The organism is Agrobacterium sp. D14 (assembly GCF_001526505.1).
Lineage (GTDB): Bacteria > Pseudomonadota > Alphaproteobacteria > Rhizobiales > Rhizobiaceae > Agrobacterium > Agrobacterium leguminum.
The window spans coordinates 1-15081 of the sequence record NZ_ASXX01000017.1; the positions used below are offsets into that span (position 1 = coordinate 1).

The window sequence follows — 15081 nt, forward strand, 5'->3', positions numbered from 1 at the left end:
GGTGAGTTCGAATGCAAACACGGCGATACTGTCTTCATCACCCCGGATGAGACGAAGATCCACAGGTTCGAAGAAAAGGGTAAGGCGATATCGGCCTGAGCCTCACGCCTCACCGATCCTGACGCCATTCCTGTCGAAGACATGCAGCCTTTCCTGCGGGAAGCCGACCCGCAGGGATTTACCCGGCTGCAACAATGCCCGGTCTGACGAAAACAGCTTGAACGGCAATCCATGCACGGTGAGGTGCAGGATGACGCCGAGGCCGGTTGGTTCGACGAGATCCACCGTCGCCTCAACGCTGCTTTCAGCCGGCGCTACGGTCACATGTTCCGGGCGGATACCGAGCGTGACCGGCTCGCCATCGGCAAGCTTCACATCGCGACCGAGCGTAAGGCGCGTGCCATCGCCCAGCACGACGAAACTGCCGCCATTTTCCTGCGCGAGCCGCCCTTCCAGAAAATTCATGCCGGGCGAACCGATGAAACCGGCGACGAAAAGATTGGCCGGGCGGTCATAGAGATCGAGCGGCGCGCCGATCTGCTGCACATGGCCGGCATTCATGGCGACGATACGTGAGGCAAGCGTCATCGCCTCGATCTGGTCGTGGGTGACGTAAACCGAGGTGGCACCAAGATCGGCATGCATGCGCTTGATTTCGGCGCGCATCTGCTCGCGTAGCCGGGCATCGAGGTTCGACAGCGGCTCGTCGAACAAAAACGCCTTTGGCTGGCGCACGATGGCGCGGCCCATGGCGACGCGCTGGCGCTGGCCGCCGGAGAGCGCCTTCGGGCGGCGGGCGAGATAGGGATCGAGGCCGAGCTTGGCAGAAGCACCGGCCACCGCCGCCGCGATGGTTTCTTTCGGGCTGCGGCGCAGACGCAGGCTATAGCTCATATTATCGGCCACGCTCATATGCGGATAGAGCGCATAGGACTGGAAGACCATGGCGATATCCCGATCCTTCGGTCGGCAATCATTGACGCGTTCGCCGTCGATGGACAGGTCGCCGGACGTTATCTCTTCGAGCCCGGCGATCATGCGCAGCAGCGTCGATTTTCCGCAGCCGGATGGGCCGACAAGGACGATGAACTCGCCATCCCTGATATCAAGATCGACGCCATGCAGCACGGCGAGGTCGCCATAGGTCTTGCCGACATTCTTCAGCTCGATGGAAGCCATGGGATTATCCTTTCACCGCGCCGGCTGTCAGGCCCTGCACGAGATAACGTTGAATGAGCAGGAAGAAGAGGCAGGCCGGAATGAGCGCCAGAACGCCCGCCGCCATCATCTGCCCGAAATCGACGGAAAATTTCGAAACGAAGGTCAGAAGCCCGACCGGGAAAGTGGCGCTCTGGTTGCCGGAAATCAGCATCAGCGCAAACAGAAGCTCGCTCCACGCGGCGGTGAAGACGAAACCGAGCGTCGCGGCAATGCCCGGCAGCGTCAGCGGCAGGATGATCTGGCGGAAGGCCGTAAACCGGCTTGCCCCGTCGATCATCGCCGCCTCTTCCAGATCCTTCGGAATGCCATCGAAGAAGGACTGCATGAGGAAGGTGGCGAAGGGCACGTTGAAGGCGGTGTAGACGATGACGAGGCCCGTCAGGCTGTTGGTAAGCCCGAGCGGCGACAGCATCTTGAAGATCGGCGCGACCAGCATGACCAGCGGGAACATCTGGGTGATCAGCATCAGTGCGACGATCCAGTATTTACCCTTGAAACGGAAGCGTGACAGCGCGTAACCCGACAGCGACGAGAGTATCGTTACGGCAATTGCCGTGGAGCCCGCGACGATGACGCTGTTCTTAAAAAACGTCGGGAAGGCGCTGTTTTCTATGACGAAACGATAATGATCCCATGTCGCCCGCGATGGCCACATCCTGACACCTTCGCTATAGAGCAGATCGTTCGGCGTGACGGACACCTTGAGCAGCCAGAACAGTGGGAACAGCGCAAAGGCGATATAGGCAAGGATCGCCAGACGATGGGCAAGGGTGAGAAATATCCTTGATGTCATCGGTCAGTCCTTCTCGATCAGGCGCTGGCGCAGCAGCACGATCAGCATGGAATAGGCAAGCAGCAGCACCAGCAGCACCAGCGCAATGGCGGAGGCATAACCGAAATCCAGACGCCGGAAGGCCTGCGTGAAGATGTAGCTGGCGACGATCTGCGTGCGGTCGGCCGGCCCGCCATTGGTCATGACGATGATGAGATCGGCGAAATTGGCGATCCAGACGGTGCGCAGCAGGATGGTGATGGCGATGGTGGGCGCCAGAAACGGCAGGGTGATGGAGGTGAAACGCTGCAGCGGGTTTGCCCCGTCAATTTCCGCTGCCTCGTAAAGATCGCGCGGGATGGCCTGAAGGGCCGCCAGCAAAGTGATGGCGAAGAAGGGAATGCCCCACCAGACATTGGCGATGATCGGCCCCCACATGGCAAGCTGCGGATCAGCGAGGATATTGTTGGGTGCGGATAACAGCCCGAGCGAGACCATCCAGTGCGGCAGCGGCCCAATAACCGGATTGAACAGCCATGCCCAGTTGAGACCGGCAAGAAAGGTCGGCACGGCCCATGGCAGAAACACCAGCGCCTGCGCCAGCCCCCTGCCCGCAAAGGGTTTATCGAGCAGCAGCGCCAGAATGAGGCCGAAGAAGAATTGCAGGAAAACCGAAGCGCCGGTCCACCACAGCGTGTTTTTCAGCGCCCGGTAAAAGGCCGCATCCTGCGACAGAGCCTCCAGATGCTTGAGACCAACAAAACCGCCGGAAAACGGATTGAGCAGCTGCACATCGCGAAAGGCATAGGAGAGGCCAAGCACCAGCGGCACCAGCATGACGGCGACGATGAGCACCAGCACAGGCGCGCTGTAAAGCCACGGTTCGGCCCAATCGGCAAACCGCCGCATCGCAGGCTTGCCGGCCGGTTTGCGCGCAGCCACCGGCCCGGCGCCATGGGCATAGGACATTGTATCGCTCCCTGATCGGACGACGGAACGGACGGGTTTTCCAGCCTCTCGGCTTACCGATCCGAAAAATTGCGAGGAAAAGGCCTGTCGCAGCGAAGGCCGGCAAGACCCGCCGCACGGGCATTTGCGCCCGCACGGCCGGTCAATGTCGTTACTTGGACGCCAGGAACTTCTGCTGCGCCTTGGTCATGTAATCAGCCCATTGCTTGGCAAGGTCTTCCGGCGTGATGTCGCCGAGCAGCGCTTCCTGCGATGTCTTGATCACAAGCGAATCCTTGAAGAAGGCAAATTCCTCAAGATAGGTCGGCATCGTCGTCGGCACGGCGTTCTTGTCGGCCAGTTCGTCGAACCAGCCCTTGAACTGCTCGCTGGCATAGAAGGGGTCCTTCTCCGCCGACTTGTGCACCGGCAGCGCACCGGTCTTCTTGTTCCACTCGATATTGCCTTCCGGCCCTTCAAGCGTCTCGATCAGCTTCCAGGAAAGGTCCTTGTTTTCGGATTTCGACATCATCGACCAGCCGGCGAAACCGATCGTCGGGAAGGTCTTGCCGTCGGGGCCCTTGGGCATGGTCATGACGCCGAAATCTTCCGGCTTCATGCGCTGGGCAATGGCGATCAGCGCATCCGGGTCCTGATCGAGGAAGGCGCAGGTGCCGGAATAAAAGCCGGCGACGATCTCATTGAAGCCCCAGTTGACGCTGTCCTTCGGCGCCAAGCCGTTCTTGTAGAGATCGATCACATAGGTCAGGCCCTTCACCCAGCCGGGGCTGTCGAAGGTGGAGATGCCGTCCTTGGTGAAGAACTCGTTCGAGCCGGCCATGGAGGCGCCGAACATGACCCAGCCATTGAGGCCGCCCGGGCCGCCGCGCAGGCAATAGCCATATTTGCCGGGAAGGGCCGCGACCTTCTTCGAGGCGTCGGCGAATTCGTCGAGCGTCTTCGGCGGCTCCTTCACGCCCGCCTGTTCCAGCAATTTCTTGTTGTAGAACATGGCGCGGAGATAAAAGCCGTAGGGCAGCATATAGGCCGTGTCCTTCACGTCGCGGCCGAGTTCCAGCGTGCGGTCGCTCAGGCCCGCGGTGTGTTCCCACTTTGCGAGATAGGGCTCAAGGCTTTCGAGCATGCCGTTATTGGCATAGAGCGATAGCCATGTGTCGGGCATTTCCATCACGTCCGGAATATCGCCCGCAGAGACCATGGTGGCGAATTTCTGGAAGGCCTCGCTCCAGGGAAGCGAGATGATTTCCACCTTGGTGCCGGGATTGGCGGCCTCGAATTTCGAAACGATGCCCTTCAGCGTTTCGGTGCGTTCCGGGCTGGTGATGACTTCCACCAGCTTCAAAGTCGTGTCCGCCAGCGCCGTTCCGGTCATCAGGGCGGTGAAGATTGCTGCTGTTACCAGTTTTTTCATGTCGTTCTCCCCTTTTTTGTGGTCAGTTTAAAAATGCGTCAGGCGGCGGTGGCCGCCTTGATCGCGGGTTCGAGATCGTTCCAGAGCGCTTCCGTGCCCTCCAGCCCGACATGCAGGCGCACCGAACGCGCGCTGATGCCGAAGGTGTGGGCGGAGTTTGGCTGCGCCTTCTGTTCGAGCACCACTTCACCCGGGACGATCAGGCTTTCATGCCCGCCCCAGGAAACACCCAGTTTGAAAAGCTTGAGGCGGTCGGCAAAAGCGCACACATCCACCCCTTCCTTGAAGATGAAGGAAAACAGGCCCGACGTGCCGTTGAGACCCGGCGGCAGGCGGTTCGCCAGCCCCGGATGGCAGACCTTCTCCACCACATCCAGCGCCTGCAGGCGGGTTGCGATCTCAAGCGCCGAGGCCTGATGCGCCTTCATGCGCAGCGGCAGGGTGCGAAGTCCGCGAATGAGCAGCCAGGCATCGAAAGGCGACATCTTGCCGCCGAGATAGGGATAGGTTTCCGCCCGGATGCGGTCGATCATCGCCTTCGAACCGGCTACCACGCCGGAGACCACGTCGCTGTGACCGCCGAGATATTTCGAGGCGGAATGAACGACGAGATCGACACCGAGCGAAATCGGCTGCTGGAAGACCGGGCTTGCCCAGGAATTGTCGATGACGGTGACGGCGCCATGACGCTTGCCGATGGCGGCCAGCGCGCCGACATCATGGGCTTCCATCACCCAGCTCGTCGGGCTTTCCATGTAGAACAGCTTCGCACCCGGCATCGCCTTTTCAATCGCCGCCTCATCACGGCCGTCGACATAGACCACCTCGATATTCATGCGCTGCATGAAGGTGCCGAACAGGCGGAACGCATCGGGATAGACATGGCGCACCGCGACAATGCGGTCGCCCGGCGACACGAAGGACAGCACGGTGGAGGAAATAGCCGACATGCCGCTTGCAAAACCGAGCGCATCTTCCGCCCCTTCAAGCTTCGCCAGCATCTCCTCGAACAGCCGCACGGTGGGGTTCAGCCCGCGCGTATAAACCGGCCGCACCTTTTCGCCGCGATAGGTGGAGACCATCTCGTCATAGCTGGAAAAGGTGAAAAGCGAGGTCTGCACGATGGGCGGCACCACGGCCTCGAAGGCGTGGGCCTCGTCATGCGCAACGATAAATGAGGCGGGATCGAAGAGATCGTTGCCATGGTTCATTTCGACATGTCCTTGATATCCTCCTCGACGACGGCGAGGATTTTCAGTGTTTCTTCACGCGCACCGGCCGCATCGCCGGCGGCGATGGCATTGAACAGCGTGCGATGAAAGGGGAAGGAGCGGCCGGCGAAATCCGGGCGGTCGAAGGGCTTCGACCAGAAGCGTTCGAAGCCTTCGCGCATCTGCTCCAGAAGCTGCTTGAAAAGCGTATTGTGGGTGGCGTCGTAGATCGACAGATGGAAGGCGAGATCGGCCTTGCCGGAGGTGCCTTCGGCCAGATGCACGCGCTCCATCTCATCGAGCCGCGCTTCCATCGTGGCGATATCCTCAGGCGTGCGACGGCGCGCGGCTGCCATGGAGGCCTCCACCTCAATGCCGCGTCGCACTTCAAGCGTCATCAGCAGCGCATCGCGCAGGCTTTCGGCATCGATGGAAATCGGCATATGCACGGTGGCGGCGGAAATCGGCTTCAGCAGATAATTGCCGCTGCCCTTGCGGCTGTCGATAACGCCGAGCGCCTGAAACTTGCGAATGACTTCACGGATGGTGGAGCGGCCGACGCCCAGCGCCGCCATCAGTTCCCGCTCGGCCGGCAGCCGGTCTCCAGCCTTCAGCCCCGCCCGCTCCACATAGTCGGAAAGCGCGGCCTCGACCTGGCGCACGCGGTCGCTCGGCGGAATTGGCTGCATGAGTTCCCGGCTGGACCTGTCCAAGACGCACCCTCTAAATTGGTCTGACATCTTACCATTTCAAACGGGATGTCGATTGTCAACCGGCAAGCGGCCGAGCGTGCACACCATTCGGTTGGAGTCGCGAAAGAGTACCGGCGCAACCGCTCGATACGGAAAAAGGTCGAGACGGGAGATGGCTGAAGTGAAGAGATTCATGCGCCGAATCACGGCGACTGACAGCCGCCGGCTAAAGCACCGTCACGCAGGAAACTGCACGCGCCAAAGCATCGGCATGCTCGTTGCCGACAGTGCCGGAATGCCCTTTGCACCATTCTACAACCACATGGGGATGCCGCTCCAGCAGGCTGTCGAGCTGCTGCCAGATGTCCCTGTCGGGGATCGGTCTGCGGCGAGTGCGTTGGTTGGGCGTGATCCGCTTCCAGCCATTGTTGCGCCAGATCGCCCTATATCGGCGGCAGCCTTCGATGACATGAACGGCATCCGTCCAGAGAGTGACTGCCCGCGTTGGCGCCTCGACGGCGATCCAGGATAGTGCATTGAGGACGGCGAGGACCTCGAACGTATTGTTCGATGTGCCGACAGTCCTGCCTGAAGCGGAATGCACTTGGTGGCCCGCTTCATGAACCACGAACGCCCATCCTCCGGATCTGGAAGCATCGTCGAAGGAGCCGTCGGTGAAGATGTGAAGCGCATCGGACATGAGGAGGCTTTGTAGCACCGATATGGAAATCGCTAAAGGAAGAGTTCCAGGGCCATTGCATAAACACAAAAGCAGAGAGGGCGGCACAAGCCACCCTCCCCGAACTCACAGCGATTTGGTCGAACTTACTGGCCGAGCACGGCCGCCGTGATCGTCTCGATATTGTGGTTGATCATGTCGATATAGGTTGCAGCCGGGCCGTCGGCAGTCGAAAGCGCGTCGGAATAGAGCGTGCCGCCAACCTTCAGGCCGGTTTCGCTGGCAATCTGGTCGATCAGCCGCTTGTCGGTGATGTTTTCGACGAAGATCGCCGAGGCCTTGTCGTGCTTCACCTGATCCACCAGCTTGGCGACATCGGCGGCCGAGGCTTCGGATTCCGTCGAAACGCCTTCAGGTGCGAGGAAATTCAGGCCATAGGCATGCTCGAAATAACCGAAGGCGTCATGCGAGGTGATGATGACGCGCTTTTCCGGCGGGATGGCGGCGATCTCGGTCTTCACCTTTTCGTTCAGAGCGGCAAGCTTGGCGATATAGGCATCCGAATTGGCGGTGTAGGTCGCGCAACCGGCCTTGTCGACCTCGCAAAAGGCGCCGGCAATGTTCTTCACGTAGATTTCGGCGTTCTTGATCGACTGCCAGGCATGCGGGTCGAACTCGCCGTGATGGTGATGTCCTTCATGGCCGTTGTCGTGATCGTGGGCCTCGGCGGTCTCATGGCTGTGGCCGGCTTTCTCTGCCTTGTGGTCGTGACCTTCCTCTTCCTCGGCTTCCGGATGGGCGTGACCGGCCGGCTCTTCGGAAAGCTTGAGCGGCTCCACACCCTTGGTCAGTTCCACCACCGGCGCCTTGGTGCCGCTGGTGTCGATCAGCCGCTTCAGGAAGCCTTCGAATTCCAGACCGTTGACCAGCACCACATCCGCCTTGCTGACGGCGACGGCGTCGGCCGGGCGGGGTTCATAGACATGGGCGTCGCCATCCGGCCCGACCAGCGTGGTGATTTCGACGCGGTCGCCGCCGACGTTCTTCGCGAAATCGGCGATGATCGAGAAACTGGCAACGACCTTGAGTTCGGCGGCGGACGCCTGCGCCATCAGAACCGGGGAGAGGGAAAGAAGGCTGGCGCTGGTGGCCAGACGGACGGTTTTGAACATGAAGGTTCTCCTTTTTCGAACGCTGTTTTCAGGCCGTCCTGTGACGGCCGGAACCGAGAAGATCGCTGAGCACGCCGCGCGTGCCGATGAGGATGGAAAGCGCATAGATGACGCCCGCAGAAAGGATGATCGCCGGGCCGGATGGCAGCGACACGTGATAGGACAGAAGCAGGCCGGCGAAGCAGGACACCATGCCGATGCCGATGGAGATGAAGCACATGGGCGCGACACGGTTGGACCAGAAGCGACTGGCGGCGGCGGGCAGCATCATCAGCCCGACCGAAAGCAGTGTTCCCAGCGCCTGAAAGCCGCCGACCAGATTGAGCACGACGATGGCAAGGAAGAGGAAATGCACCGGGCTGCCCCAATTGCTGACCGAGCGCAGAAACAGGGGATCGAGGCATTCCGCCAGCAGCGCCCGCCAGAAAGTGATCATCACCACCAGCGTCACGATGCAGATGCCGCCGATCAGGCCAAGCGCCTCATTGTTCAGCGCCAGCACCGTGCCGAACAGCACATGCATGAGATCGACGCTGGAACCGCGCCATGAGACGAGCAGCACGCCGAGCGCCAGCGAGATGAGATAAAAAGCGGCAAGCGAGGCGTCTTCCTTCTGGATGGTGAAGCGTGACACAGCGCCTGCACCCAGCGCGACCAGAAGGCCGACGGCCAGCCCGCCGATGGTCATGGGCAGGATTTCCAGCCCGTAAAATAGGAAACCGACCGCCGCTCCCGGCAGGATGGCGTGGGACATGGCGTCGCCCGTCAGGCTCATGCGGCGCAGCATCAGAAACACACCGACCGGGCCGCAGCTGATGGCAAGGATCAGCGCACCGGCAACCGCGCGCTGCATGAAGACATATTGGACGAAGGGTTGGATGAAGATATCAGCCATGGACATTCGAATTCGCGTGGGAGTGGGCATGGGAATGGGCGGATGCCGCCTGCGGACTTGCCCCGACGATCTGCAGCGAAGGCGCCTCGGCCGGTTCGCACCAGGGCGCATTTTCCTCCCACGCCTCGTGGAAATGCCGCGCCTGCCGGATGTTCTCCGCCTGCAGGACCTCGGCCGTCGGACCCAGCCCGACAAGCTTTCGGGCAAGAAACAGGGTCTCCGGAAAATGCTGCCGCACGAGCTGGAAATCATGAAGGACGGCCAGAACCGTGCGCCCCTCCGCTACCCATGATTTGATGAGGACCATAAGGTCGGAAACGGTGCGCTCGTCGACGGCGTTGAAGGGTTCGTCGAGCAGGATCAGCTGCGCATCCTGCAACATGGCGCGGGCAAACAGGGCGCGCTGCATCTGACCGCCGGACAGCGAGTCGATATTGCGCTTTTCAAAACCGGAAAGCCCGACCGCCTCCATCACGCGGCCCATCGCCGCCCGGTCTTCAGGACGGTGGCGGCCAAGCAGGCCGCGTTTCGGCCAGAGACCAAGCGCCACCAGATCCCGCACCTGCGCCGGAAAAGAGCGGTCGAGTTCCGATTGCTGCGGCAGATAAGCAACGGACAGATTTGGGCTTACCCGGCATTCGCCGCCGAGCGGCTTCAAAATGCCGGCAATGCCTTTCATCAGCGTCGATTTTCCAGAGCCATTGGCGCCAACCACCGCAGTGAGCGAGCCTTTGGCGATATCGCCATTCAGATGATGCACGGCCGCGCGGCCGGCATATCCAAGCGTCAGGTTTTTGAAGGCGAGGCACGGATCGCTCATCGATCCCTCCGGGGCAGGATGTCATTCGATGGCTCTTGATATGTAATGTTATTACATTCGTCAAACGAATATGTAATGAAATAACATTAACTATCGGAAAGATACATTGCGCTTCGCGTAAGCCGCAGCCCTCGCGTTGCGGGGACGCTTTTTTTCTGTCGCCCGTTGACAGGCGGCCAATATGTAATGTTATTACGTTACAAAACAAAGACGGGGCAGCACCGAACCCGTCGTTTTCAGATCGTGCGCGTGGCCGTCATGAGGTCCACGCGAGCGTTGCCAAAAAACGAGGTCCATATGTCGAAAAAACTTCCCGTCACCGTGCTTTCCGGCTTTCTCGGCGCCGGCAAGACGACGCTTCTCAACCATATTCTCGCCAATCGCGATGGTCTGCGCGTGGCGTTGATCGTCAATGACATGAGCGAGATCAATATCGACGCCGCACTGGTGCGCGATGGCGGCGCCAACCTCTCCCGCACGGAGGAGCAATTGGTGGAAATGACCAATGGCTGCATCTGTTGCACGCTGCGCGACGACCTCTTGACGGAGGTGCGGGCGCTGGCCGAACAGGGCCGTTTCGATTACCTGCTGATCGAATCCACCGGTATCGCCGAGCCGCTTCCGGTCGCAGCAACCTTCGATTTTCGCGATGAAAACGGCCGCAGCCTTTCCGATGTCGCGCGTCTCGACACCATGGTGACGGTAGTGGATGCCGCCAATCTTCTCAACGATTACGGTTCGTCCGATTTTCTCGCCGACCGGGGCGAAACGGCGGGCGATGGCGACAACCGCACCATTGTCGACCTTCTGGTGGAACAGATCGAATTCGCCGATGTCGTCGTCCTCAACAAGATCGGCACCGCGACACCGGAACAGCGAGACGCCGCCCGCAAGATCATTGTCGGGCTGAACCCGGATGCGAAACTCATCGAGGCCGATTTCGGCAAGGTGGCGCTGAATGAGGTTCTGGGCACCGGCCGTTTCGATTTCGCCAGGGCAGAAGAACACCCCCTGTGGTTCAAGGAATTGCACGGCTTCAAGGACCACATTCCCGAAACCGAGGAATATGGCATCCGCTCCTTCGTTTACCGCGCCCAGAAACCCTTCGACCCCGTGCTGTTCCAGCGCTTCATCGACCGCGCCTGGCCCGGCGTGGTGCGCGCCAAGGGCTTCTTCTGGCTGGCGACGCGTCCGCGTTATGTCGGTGAGATCAGCCAGGCCGGCGCTTTGGTGCGTACCGGCAAGATGGGCCTGTGGTGGTCCGCCGTGCCGAAGGAGCAATGGCCGCGCGAAAAGCAGTTCCTCGATATGATGAAGCCCTATCTCGATCCGGTCTTCGGCGACCGGCGACAGGAAATCGTCTTCATCGGTTCAGACCCGATGAACGAGGCGCGGATCCGCGCGCAGCTCGACGCCTGCCTGATCGATACCGAGGCATTCACGCCGGATGCATGGCGGCACCTGCCCGATCCTTTCGCAAGCTGGGACCGGCAGGCGGCTTGATCGATAGCCACAGATACGGAGCATCCGTAAACCGTCACCCCGGACTAATTCCGGGGTCCAGCGCGATCAAGTCCTTGATCGCGAAAGACTTTTCACGGCGCAGACGCGCCGTGGCTGGATGCCAGATCTAGTCCGGCATGACGGAGGCGAGGCTTCATAGAAAATTCAGCGTCACCAGCGCCAGAACGAGATAACGCCCGACCTTGGCGATGGTGACCAGCAGCAGGAAGACCGGCAGCGGTTCCTTCATGATGCCGGCGGCGACCGTCAGCGGATCGCCGATCAGCGGCGCCCAGCTGATGAGCAGTGACCATTTGCCATAACGACGATACCAGTTCTGGGCGCGCTCCAGCGCCGCCTCCCCTACGGGAAACCAGCGTTCATGCCGAAAACGCTCGATGCCGCGGCCGAGCAGCCAGTTCGCAAAGGAGCCGGCGACATTGCCGGCGCTGGCCACGGCGACCAACAGCCAGACGGGCTGTGATTTTAAAACGATGAGGCCGGCCAGTGCGGCCTCCGACTGCATGGGCAGAATGGTCGCCGCGATAAACGCGGTCAGGAACAAACCCGCATATACCGCCAGATCGGCCATTGCCCGCCCTTTATCATCCGCGAATCCCGCGCTGCCCCTGAAGTGGCGGATGAGGGCGTCGGCGGTCAAGCGCATCTTGAGCCTGAAAACGGGTTCTCAAGCCGAATTCGCGGCGATGGCGCGCACGATATCGTCATGATCCACCTCGAGAAGCGCCTTGTGGATGGATAGTTGCCGGCTGGCACCGGAAGCAGACAGGATGACGATCACCGTTTCGCGCGGCGGGCAATCCGGCAGGGCGCAGGAAAGCTCGCTGACGGTGATAATGTCTTCGGGGTGGAGATGCAGCAGATCGCGGGACCATTGCTTCAGAAGACGGGCCTGCGAGACGATTGCGGAGCCGCTGCGCGCAAGCGGATTGTTCATGCCCTGCCCTTTCGCCCCGCCTGCAAGGCTAATGTCTCGAAGAGAGCGCGGATCGGCTGCTGCGGCATGTCCATGCCGATCAGCACGATGCGCGTGGAACGATTTCCATCCGGCCAGCGCTCCAGGCGGGTCAATGGATAAAGCCGGTGCTGCACCGCATGGGCGACAACCGGCCGCTCCGGGTCATCCGTCGCGCCGAAAATTCCCTTGAGCCGCAACAGGCCGGAATGCACATTGCTGGTGACGAGCTCCAGAAACGTGACGATCGACTGCGGATCGAAAGCGCCGTCAAAGGTGAGATCGAAAGCCTCGACCCCGACGCCATGGCGGTTGATATCGTGCTGGTGGGCGGCATGAAGGCTCAGCCTGTCGGCCGCAAGCCACCCCGGCGCATCCTCCGGCTTGCCACGCAGCGAATAATCCGAGGCTGCAAATAACGACATCAGATCGAAATCGACCGCATTGCGGTCATGAAACGAGGCCGCAGGATTGAGATCGGCGAGGCTTTCGCGGTCCACGGCCGCAGCATCGGCAAGATCGGTTTTCGTCAGAACGATATGGTCAGCAAAGGCAAGCTGTTTCCAGCCTTCGATAAAGCTGTCTAGCATCGCCGGACCGGAGACAACGTCGAAAGCCGTAACCGCGCCTGAAAGGTGGAAATGCCGGGCCACGATGTGATCGCGCAGGCCAAGCGCCGGCGTGCCGCCGGCGATCAGGCTGTTGATGATCGGCGCGGGATCGGCAAGGCCGGTGGTTTCGATGACGACCCGTGATACTTCCGGCATCATCCCTTCCAGAAAGGCCTGATGCAGCTCGTAAAGCGAGGTGCGGATATCGCTGGTGGCCGTACAGCAGATACAGCCCGTCGTCGTTCTGAAATATCGTTCAGAACCCGTTCGCACCAGACCGTGATCGATGGGCACCGAGCCGAATTCATTGACGATGACCGCGGCATCGCGCATGGACGGCTCAGTCAGAAGCGCGTTCAGCAACGTCGTCTTGCCCGCGCCCAGAAAACCGGTCAGCAGGGTAACCGGCACCGTGCGGACAGGTGGCGCGACGGCCGAATCGTCCCTGGAATCGACCGCCTTTTTCCGCTTCATTCCGAACACATCCGCACCTTCGCCATCCATAAATTCGCCGCACCATAATACGTAATGTAATAACATATCAATGACGATTATTGGATTTCCGGCGGGAGCTGATCCCGCGCCGGCATGCCCCTAACGGTCGGGCGCATGAAAAAACCATGGAACGAAGGAAATGGAATAATAAATCCGTTTCCTTCACTTTCGTTTTAATCGTTCCACGTTCTCTTGCATTTTCGTTAGAGTTCGCTTTTAATCAGATCGCTAGTACAGAAAAGATCGCCCGCAGCCGGATCGAGGAGGAACGACTGCAATAAGGGGCTGTATCTTTTACTGTTTTCATAACGGGAGGAATGACCTTGAAAAAACTCAGCTACCGCCTCGCCGCGGCATCCGCGCTTTCGTTTTTTGTCACATCGAATGCATATGCAGTAACGGACATTCAGTGGTGGCACGCCATGACCGGCGCCAACAACGAGGTCGTGGATACGCTTGCCAAAGAATTCAACGATAGCCAGAAAGAATACAAGATCACGCCCGTCTTCAAGGGCACCTATCCGGAAACGCTGAATGCCGGCATTGCGGCGTTCCGCGCCAAGCAGCCGCCGGCGATCATTCAGGTCTTCGACGCCGGTTCGGGTGTGATGATGGGTGCTGCCGGCGCCATCAAGCCGGTGGCCGACGTGCTGAAGGAAGGCGGCTACACTTTCAACAAGGCCGATTATCTGGCCGGTATCGTGGCCTATTATTCCAAGCCTGACGGCACCATGCTGTCCTTCCCTTACAATTCGTCCTCGCCGATCCTCTATTACAACAAGGATGTCTTCCAGAAGGCCGGTCTCGACGCCGCCAACCCGCCGAAGACCTGGCCGGAAGTTTTCGAAGCCGCCAAGAAGATCAAGACCAGCGGTGCGGCCCAATGCGGCTTCACCTCCACATGGCTTACCTGGATCCAGACCGAAAACTTCGCCGCCTGGAACAACATCTCCTATGGCAGCAATGAAAACGGCCTTGGCGGCACGGATGTGAAGCTTGCGGTCAATGCGCCGCTCTTCGTCGAGCATTTCCAGGCGATTGCCGATCTCGCGAAGGACGGCACCTTCCGTTATGGCGGCCGCACCTCGGAAGCCAAGCAGCTGTTCATGTCCGGCGAATGCGGTATCCTGACCGAATCCTCCGGCGGCCTTGGCGATATCGTCAAGACCGGCATGAATTACGGCATCGGCCAGCTTCCCTATTATGAGGGCCATGGTCCGCAGAACACCATTCCCGGCGGCGCCAGCCTCTGGGTCTTCGGCGGCAAGAGCGACGCCGAATATAAGGGCGTGGCCGAGTTCTTCCACTTCCTCTCCCAGACCAAGATTCAGGCGCGCCTGCATCAGGTCTCCGGCTATATGCCCGTGACCATCGCGGCCTATGAGGAAACCAAGAAATCCGGCTTCTATGACAAGAACCCCGCCCGTGAAACGCCGCTGCTGCAGATGATGGGCAAGCCGCCGACAGAAAACTCCAAGGGCGTGCGTCTCGTGAACCTGCCGCAGGTGCGCGACATCATGAATGAGGAATTCGAGGCAATGCTGGCCGGCAAGCAGGACGCGAAAGCGGCACTCGACAAGATCGTCGAGCGCGGCGATGCGGCCATCAAACAGGCTGCCGGCAACTAAGAGATCCCCTGCCCCGCCCGCATCCT

Annotated in this window: 15 protein-coding genes; 2 read left to right on the forward strand and 13 right to left on the reverse strand. The window is 60.3% G+C overall.

Going from position 1 to position 15081, the window contains the following annotated elements; genetic code table 11:
* Window positions 1–102: 102 nt before the first annotated feature.
* The 10 genes from L901_RS12740 to aztA all read right to left on the reverse strand — a co-directional run bounded on the left by L901_RS12740 (window position 103) and on the right by aztA (window position 9842).
* Window positions 103–1179 carry an ABC transporter ATP-binding protein gene (locus L901_RS12740; protein ID WP_059757219.1) on the reverse strand — a complete coding sequence of 359 codons (1077 nt, stop codon included), beginning with the start codon at window positions 1177–1179 and terminating at the stop codon, window positions 103–105.
* 4 nt (window positions 1180–1183) lie between these two features.
* Window positions 1184–2014: a carbohydrate ABC transporter permease gene (locus tag L901_RS12745; RefSeq protein ID WP_035228147.1), complete on the reverse strand. Its 831-nt coding sequence runs from the start codon at window positions 2012–2014 to the stop codon at window positions 1184–1186.
* Window positions 2015–2017: 3 nt separating this feature from the next.
* Window positions 2018–2962: a carbohydrate ABC transporter permease gene (locus L901_RS12750; RefSeq protein WP_003525091.1), complete on the reverse strand. Its 945-nt coding sequence runs from the start codon at window positions 2960–2962 to the stop codon at window positions 2018–2020.
* A 151-nt stretch (window positions 2963–3113) separates the two neighbouring features.
* Window positions 3114–4373, reverse strand: a complete 1260-nt coding sequence (locus L901_RS12755; protein WP_059757222.1) for a sugar ABC transporter substrate-binding protein — start codon at window positions 4371–4373, stop codon at window positions 3114–3116.
* 38 nt (window positions 4374–4411) lie between these two features.
* Window positions 4412–5584 (reverse strand): PLP-dependent transferase, encoded by a 1173-nt coding sequence (locus tag L901_RS12760; protein ID WP_059757225.1) that lies wholly within the window; start codon window positions 5582–5584, stop codon window positions 4412–4414.
* On the reverse strand, window positions 5581–6273 hold the full coding sequence (locus L901_RS12765; protein ID WP_059757227.1) for a FadR/GntR family transcriptional regulator: 693 nt from the start codon (window positions 6271–6273) through the stop codon (window positions 5581–5583). Before L901_RS12765 ends, L901_RS12760 begins: the two co-directional genes overlap by 4 nt.
* A gap of 229 nt (window positions 6274–6502) precedes the next feature.
* Window positions 6503–6976 (reverse strand): ribonuclease H, encoded by a 474-nt coding sequence (locus tag L901_RS12770; RefSeq protein WP_059757230.1) that lies wholly within the window; start codon window positions 6974–6976, stop codon window positions 6503–6505.
* Between the two features lie 125 nt (window positions 6977–7101).
* The gene (aztC, locus tag L901_RS12775) at window positions 7102–8127 is read right to left on the reverse strand and encodes a zinc ABC transporter substrate-binding protein AztC (RefSeq protein ID WP_059757232.1); all 1026 of its coding nucleotides are present in this window, start codon (window positions 8125–8127) and stop codon (window positions 7102–7104) included.
* A gap of 28 nt (window positions 8128–8155) precedes the next feature.
* Window positions 8156–9022, reverse strand: coding sequence for a zinc ABC transporter permease AztB (gene aztB / locus L901_RS12780; protein ID WP_082710616.1), 867 nt, complete (start codon window positions 9020–9022; stop codon window positions 8156–8158).
* Window positions 9015–9842 carry a zinc ABC transporter ATP-binding protein AztA gene (aztA, locus tag L901_RS12785; RefSeq protein WP_020813336.1) on the reverse strand — a complete coding sequence of 276 codons (828 nt, stop codon included), beginning with the start codon at window positions 9840–9842 and terminating at the stop codon, window positions 9015–9017. Before aztA ends, aztB begins: the two co-directional genes overlap by 8 nt.
* A gap of 297 nt (window positions 9843–10139) precedes the next feature.
* Here aztA and zigA point away from each other — a divergent pair, with 297 nt between their 5' ends.
* Window positions 10140–11345: a zinc metallochaperone GTPase ZigA gene (gene zigA, locus L901_RS12790; protein WP_059757237.1), complete on the forward strand. Its 1206-nt coding sequence runs from the start codon at window positions 10140–10142 to the stop codon at window positions 11343–11345.
* A gap of 154 nt (window positions 11346–11499) precedes the next feature.
* Here the strand turns inward: zigA and L901_RS12795 are convergent, their stop codons facing one another.
* From L901_RS12795 to L901_RS12805, 3 genes are all read right to left on the reverse strand, one after another.
* Complete coding sequence (locus L901_RS12795; RefSeq protein WP_003523340.1) at window positions 11500–11937, reverse strand: YqaA family protein; 438 nt, start codon at window positions 11935–11937, stop codon at window positions 11500–11502.
* Window positions 11938–12033: 96 nt separating this feature from the next.
* A complete protein-coding gene (locus L901_RS12800; RefSeq protein ID WP_059757240.1) occupies window positions 12034–12303 on the reverse strand; it encodes a hypothetical protein in 270 nt (89 codons plus the stop codon).
* Window positions 12300–13406 carry a GTP-binding protein gene (locus L901_RS12805; RefSeq protein WP_245289643.1) on the reverse strand — a complete coding sequence of 369 codons (1107 nt, stop codon included), beginning with the start codon at window positions 13404–13406 and terminating at the stop codon, window positions 12300–12302. The genes L901_RS12800 and L901_RS12805 overlap by 4 nt, the downstream gene beginning before the upstream one ends.
* A 338-nt stretch (window positions 13407–13744) precedes the next feature.
* Between L901_RS12805 and ugpB the strand changes: the two genes are divergently transcribed.
* Entirely contained in the window at window positions 13745–15055 is a 1311-nt protein-coding gene (gene ugpB / locus L901_RS12810) for a sn-glycerol-3-phosphate ABC transporter substrate-binding protein UgpB (protein WP_059757246.1), read from the forward strand.
* Window positions 15056–15081 lie beyond the last annotated feature (26 nt).

What these genes read in the sequence shown, in the direction of transcription:
- L901_RS12740 (WP_059757219.1), bottom strand. Translation starts at nt 1,179, where the DNA reads ATGGCTTCCATCGAGCTGAAGAATGTCGGCAAGACCTATGGCGACCTC.
- L901_RS12745 (WP_035228147.1), bottom strand. Translation starts at nt 2,014, where the DNA reads ATGACATCAAGGATATTTCTCACCCTTGCCCATCGTCTGGCGATCCTT.
- L901_RS12750 (WP_003525091.1), bottom strand. Translation starts at nt 2,962, where the DNA reads ATGTCCTATGCCCATGGCGCCGGGCCGGTGGCTGCGCGCAAACCGGCC.
- L901_RS12755 (WP_059757222.1), bottom strand. Translation starts at nt 4,373, where the DNA reads ATGAAAAAACTGGTAACAGCAGCAATCTTCACCGCCCTGATGACCGGA.
- L901_RS12760 (WP_059757225.1), bottom strand. Translation starts at nt 5,584, where the DNA reads ATGAACCATGGCAACGATCTCTTCGATCCCGCCTCATTTATCGTTGCG.
- L901_RS12765 (WP_059757227.1), bottom strand. Translation starts at nt 6,273, where the DNA reads ATGCAGCCAATTCCGCCGAGCGACCGCGTGCGCCAGGTCGAGGCCGCG.
- L901_RS12770 (WP_059757230.1), bottom strand. Translation starts at nt 6,976, where the DNA reads ATGTCCGATGCGCTTCACATCTTCACCGACGGCTCCTTCGACGATGCT.
- aztC (WP_059757232.1), bottom strand. Translation starts at nt 8,127, where the DNA reads ATGTTCAAAACCGTCCGTCTGGCCACCAGCGCCAGCCTTCTTTCCCTC.
- aztB (WP_082710616.1), bottom strand. Translation starts at nt 9,022, where the DNA reads ATGGCTGATATCTTCATCCAACCCTTCGTCCAATATGTCTTCATGCAG.
- aztA (WP_020813336.1), bottom strand. Translation starts at nt 9,842, where the DNA reads ATGAGCGATCCGTGCCTCGCCTTCAAAAACCTGACGCTTGGATATGCC.
- zigA (WP_059757237.1), top strand. Translation starts at nt 10,140, where the DNA reads ATGTCGAAAAAACTTCCCGTCACCGTGCTTTCCGGCTTTCTCGGCGCC.
- L901_RS12795 (WP_003523340.1), bottom strand. Translation starts at nt 11,937, where the DNA reads ATGGCCGATCTGGCGGTATATGCGGGTTTGTTCCTGACCGCGTTTATC.
- L901_RS12800 (WP_059757240.1), bottom strand. Translation starts at nt 12,303, where the DNA reads ATGAACAATCCGCTTGCGCGCAGCGGCTCCGCAATCGTCTCGCAGGCC.
- L901_RS12805 (WP_245289643.1), bottom strand. Translation starts at nt 13,406, where the DNA reads ATGAAGCGGAAAAAGGCGGTCGATTCCAGGGACGATTCGGCCGTCGCG.
- ugpB (WP_059757246.1), top strand. Translation starts at nt 13,745, where the DNA reads ATGACCTTGAAAAAACTCAGCTACCGCCTCGCCGCGGCATCCGCGCTT.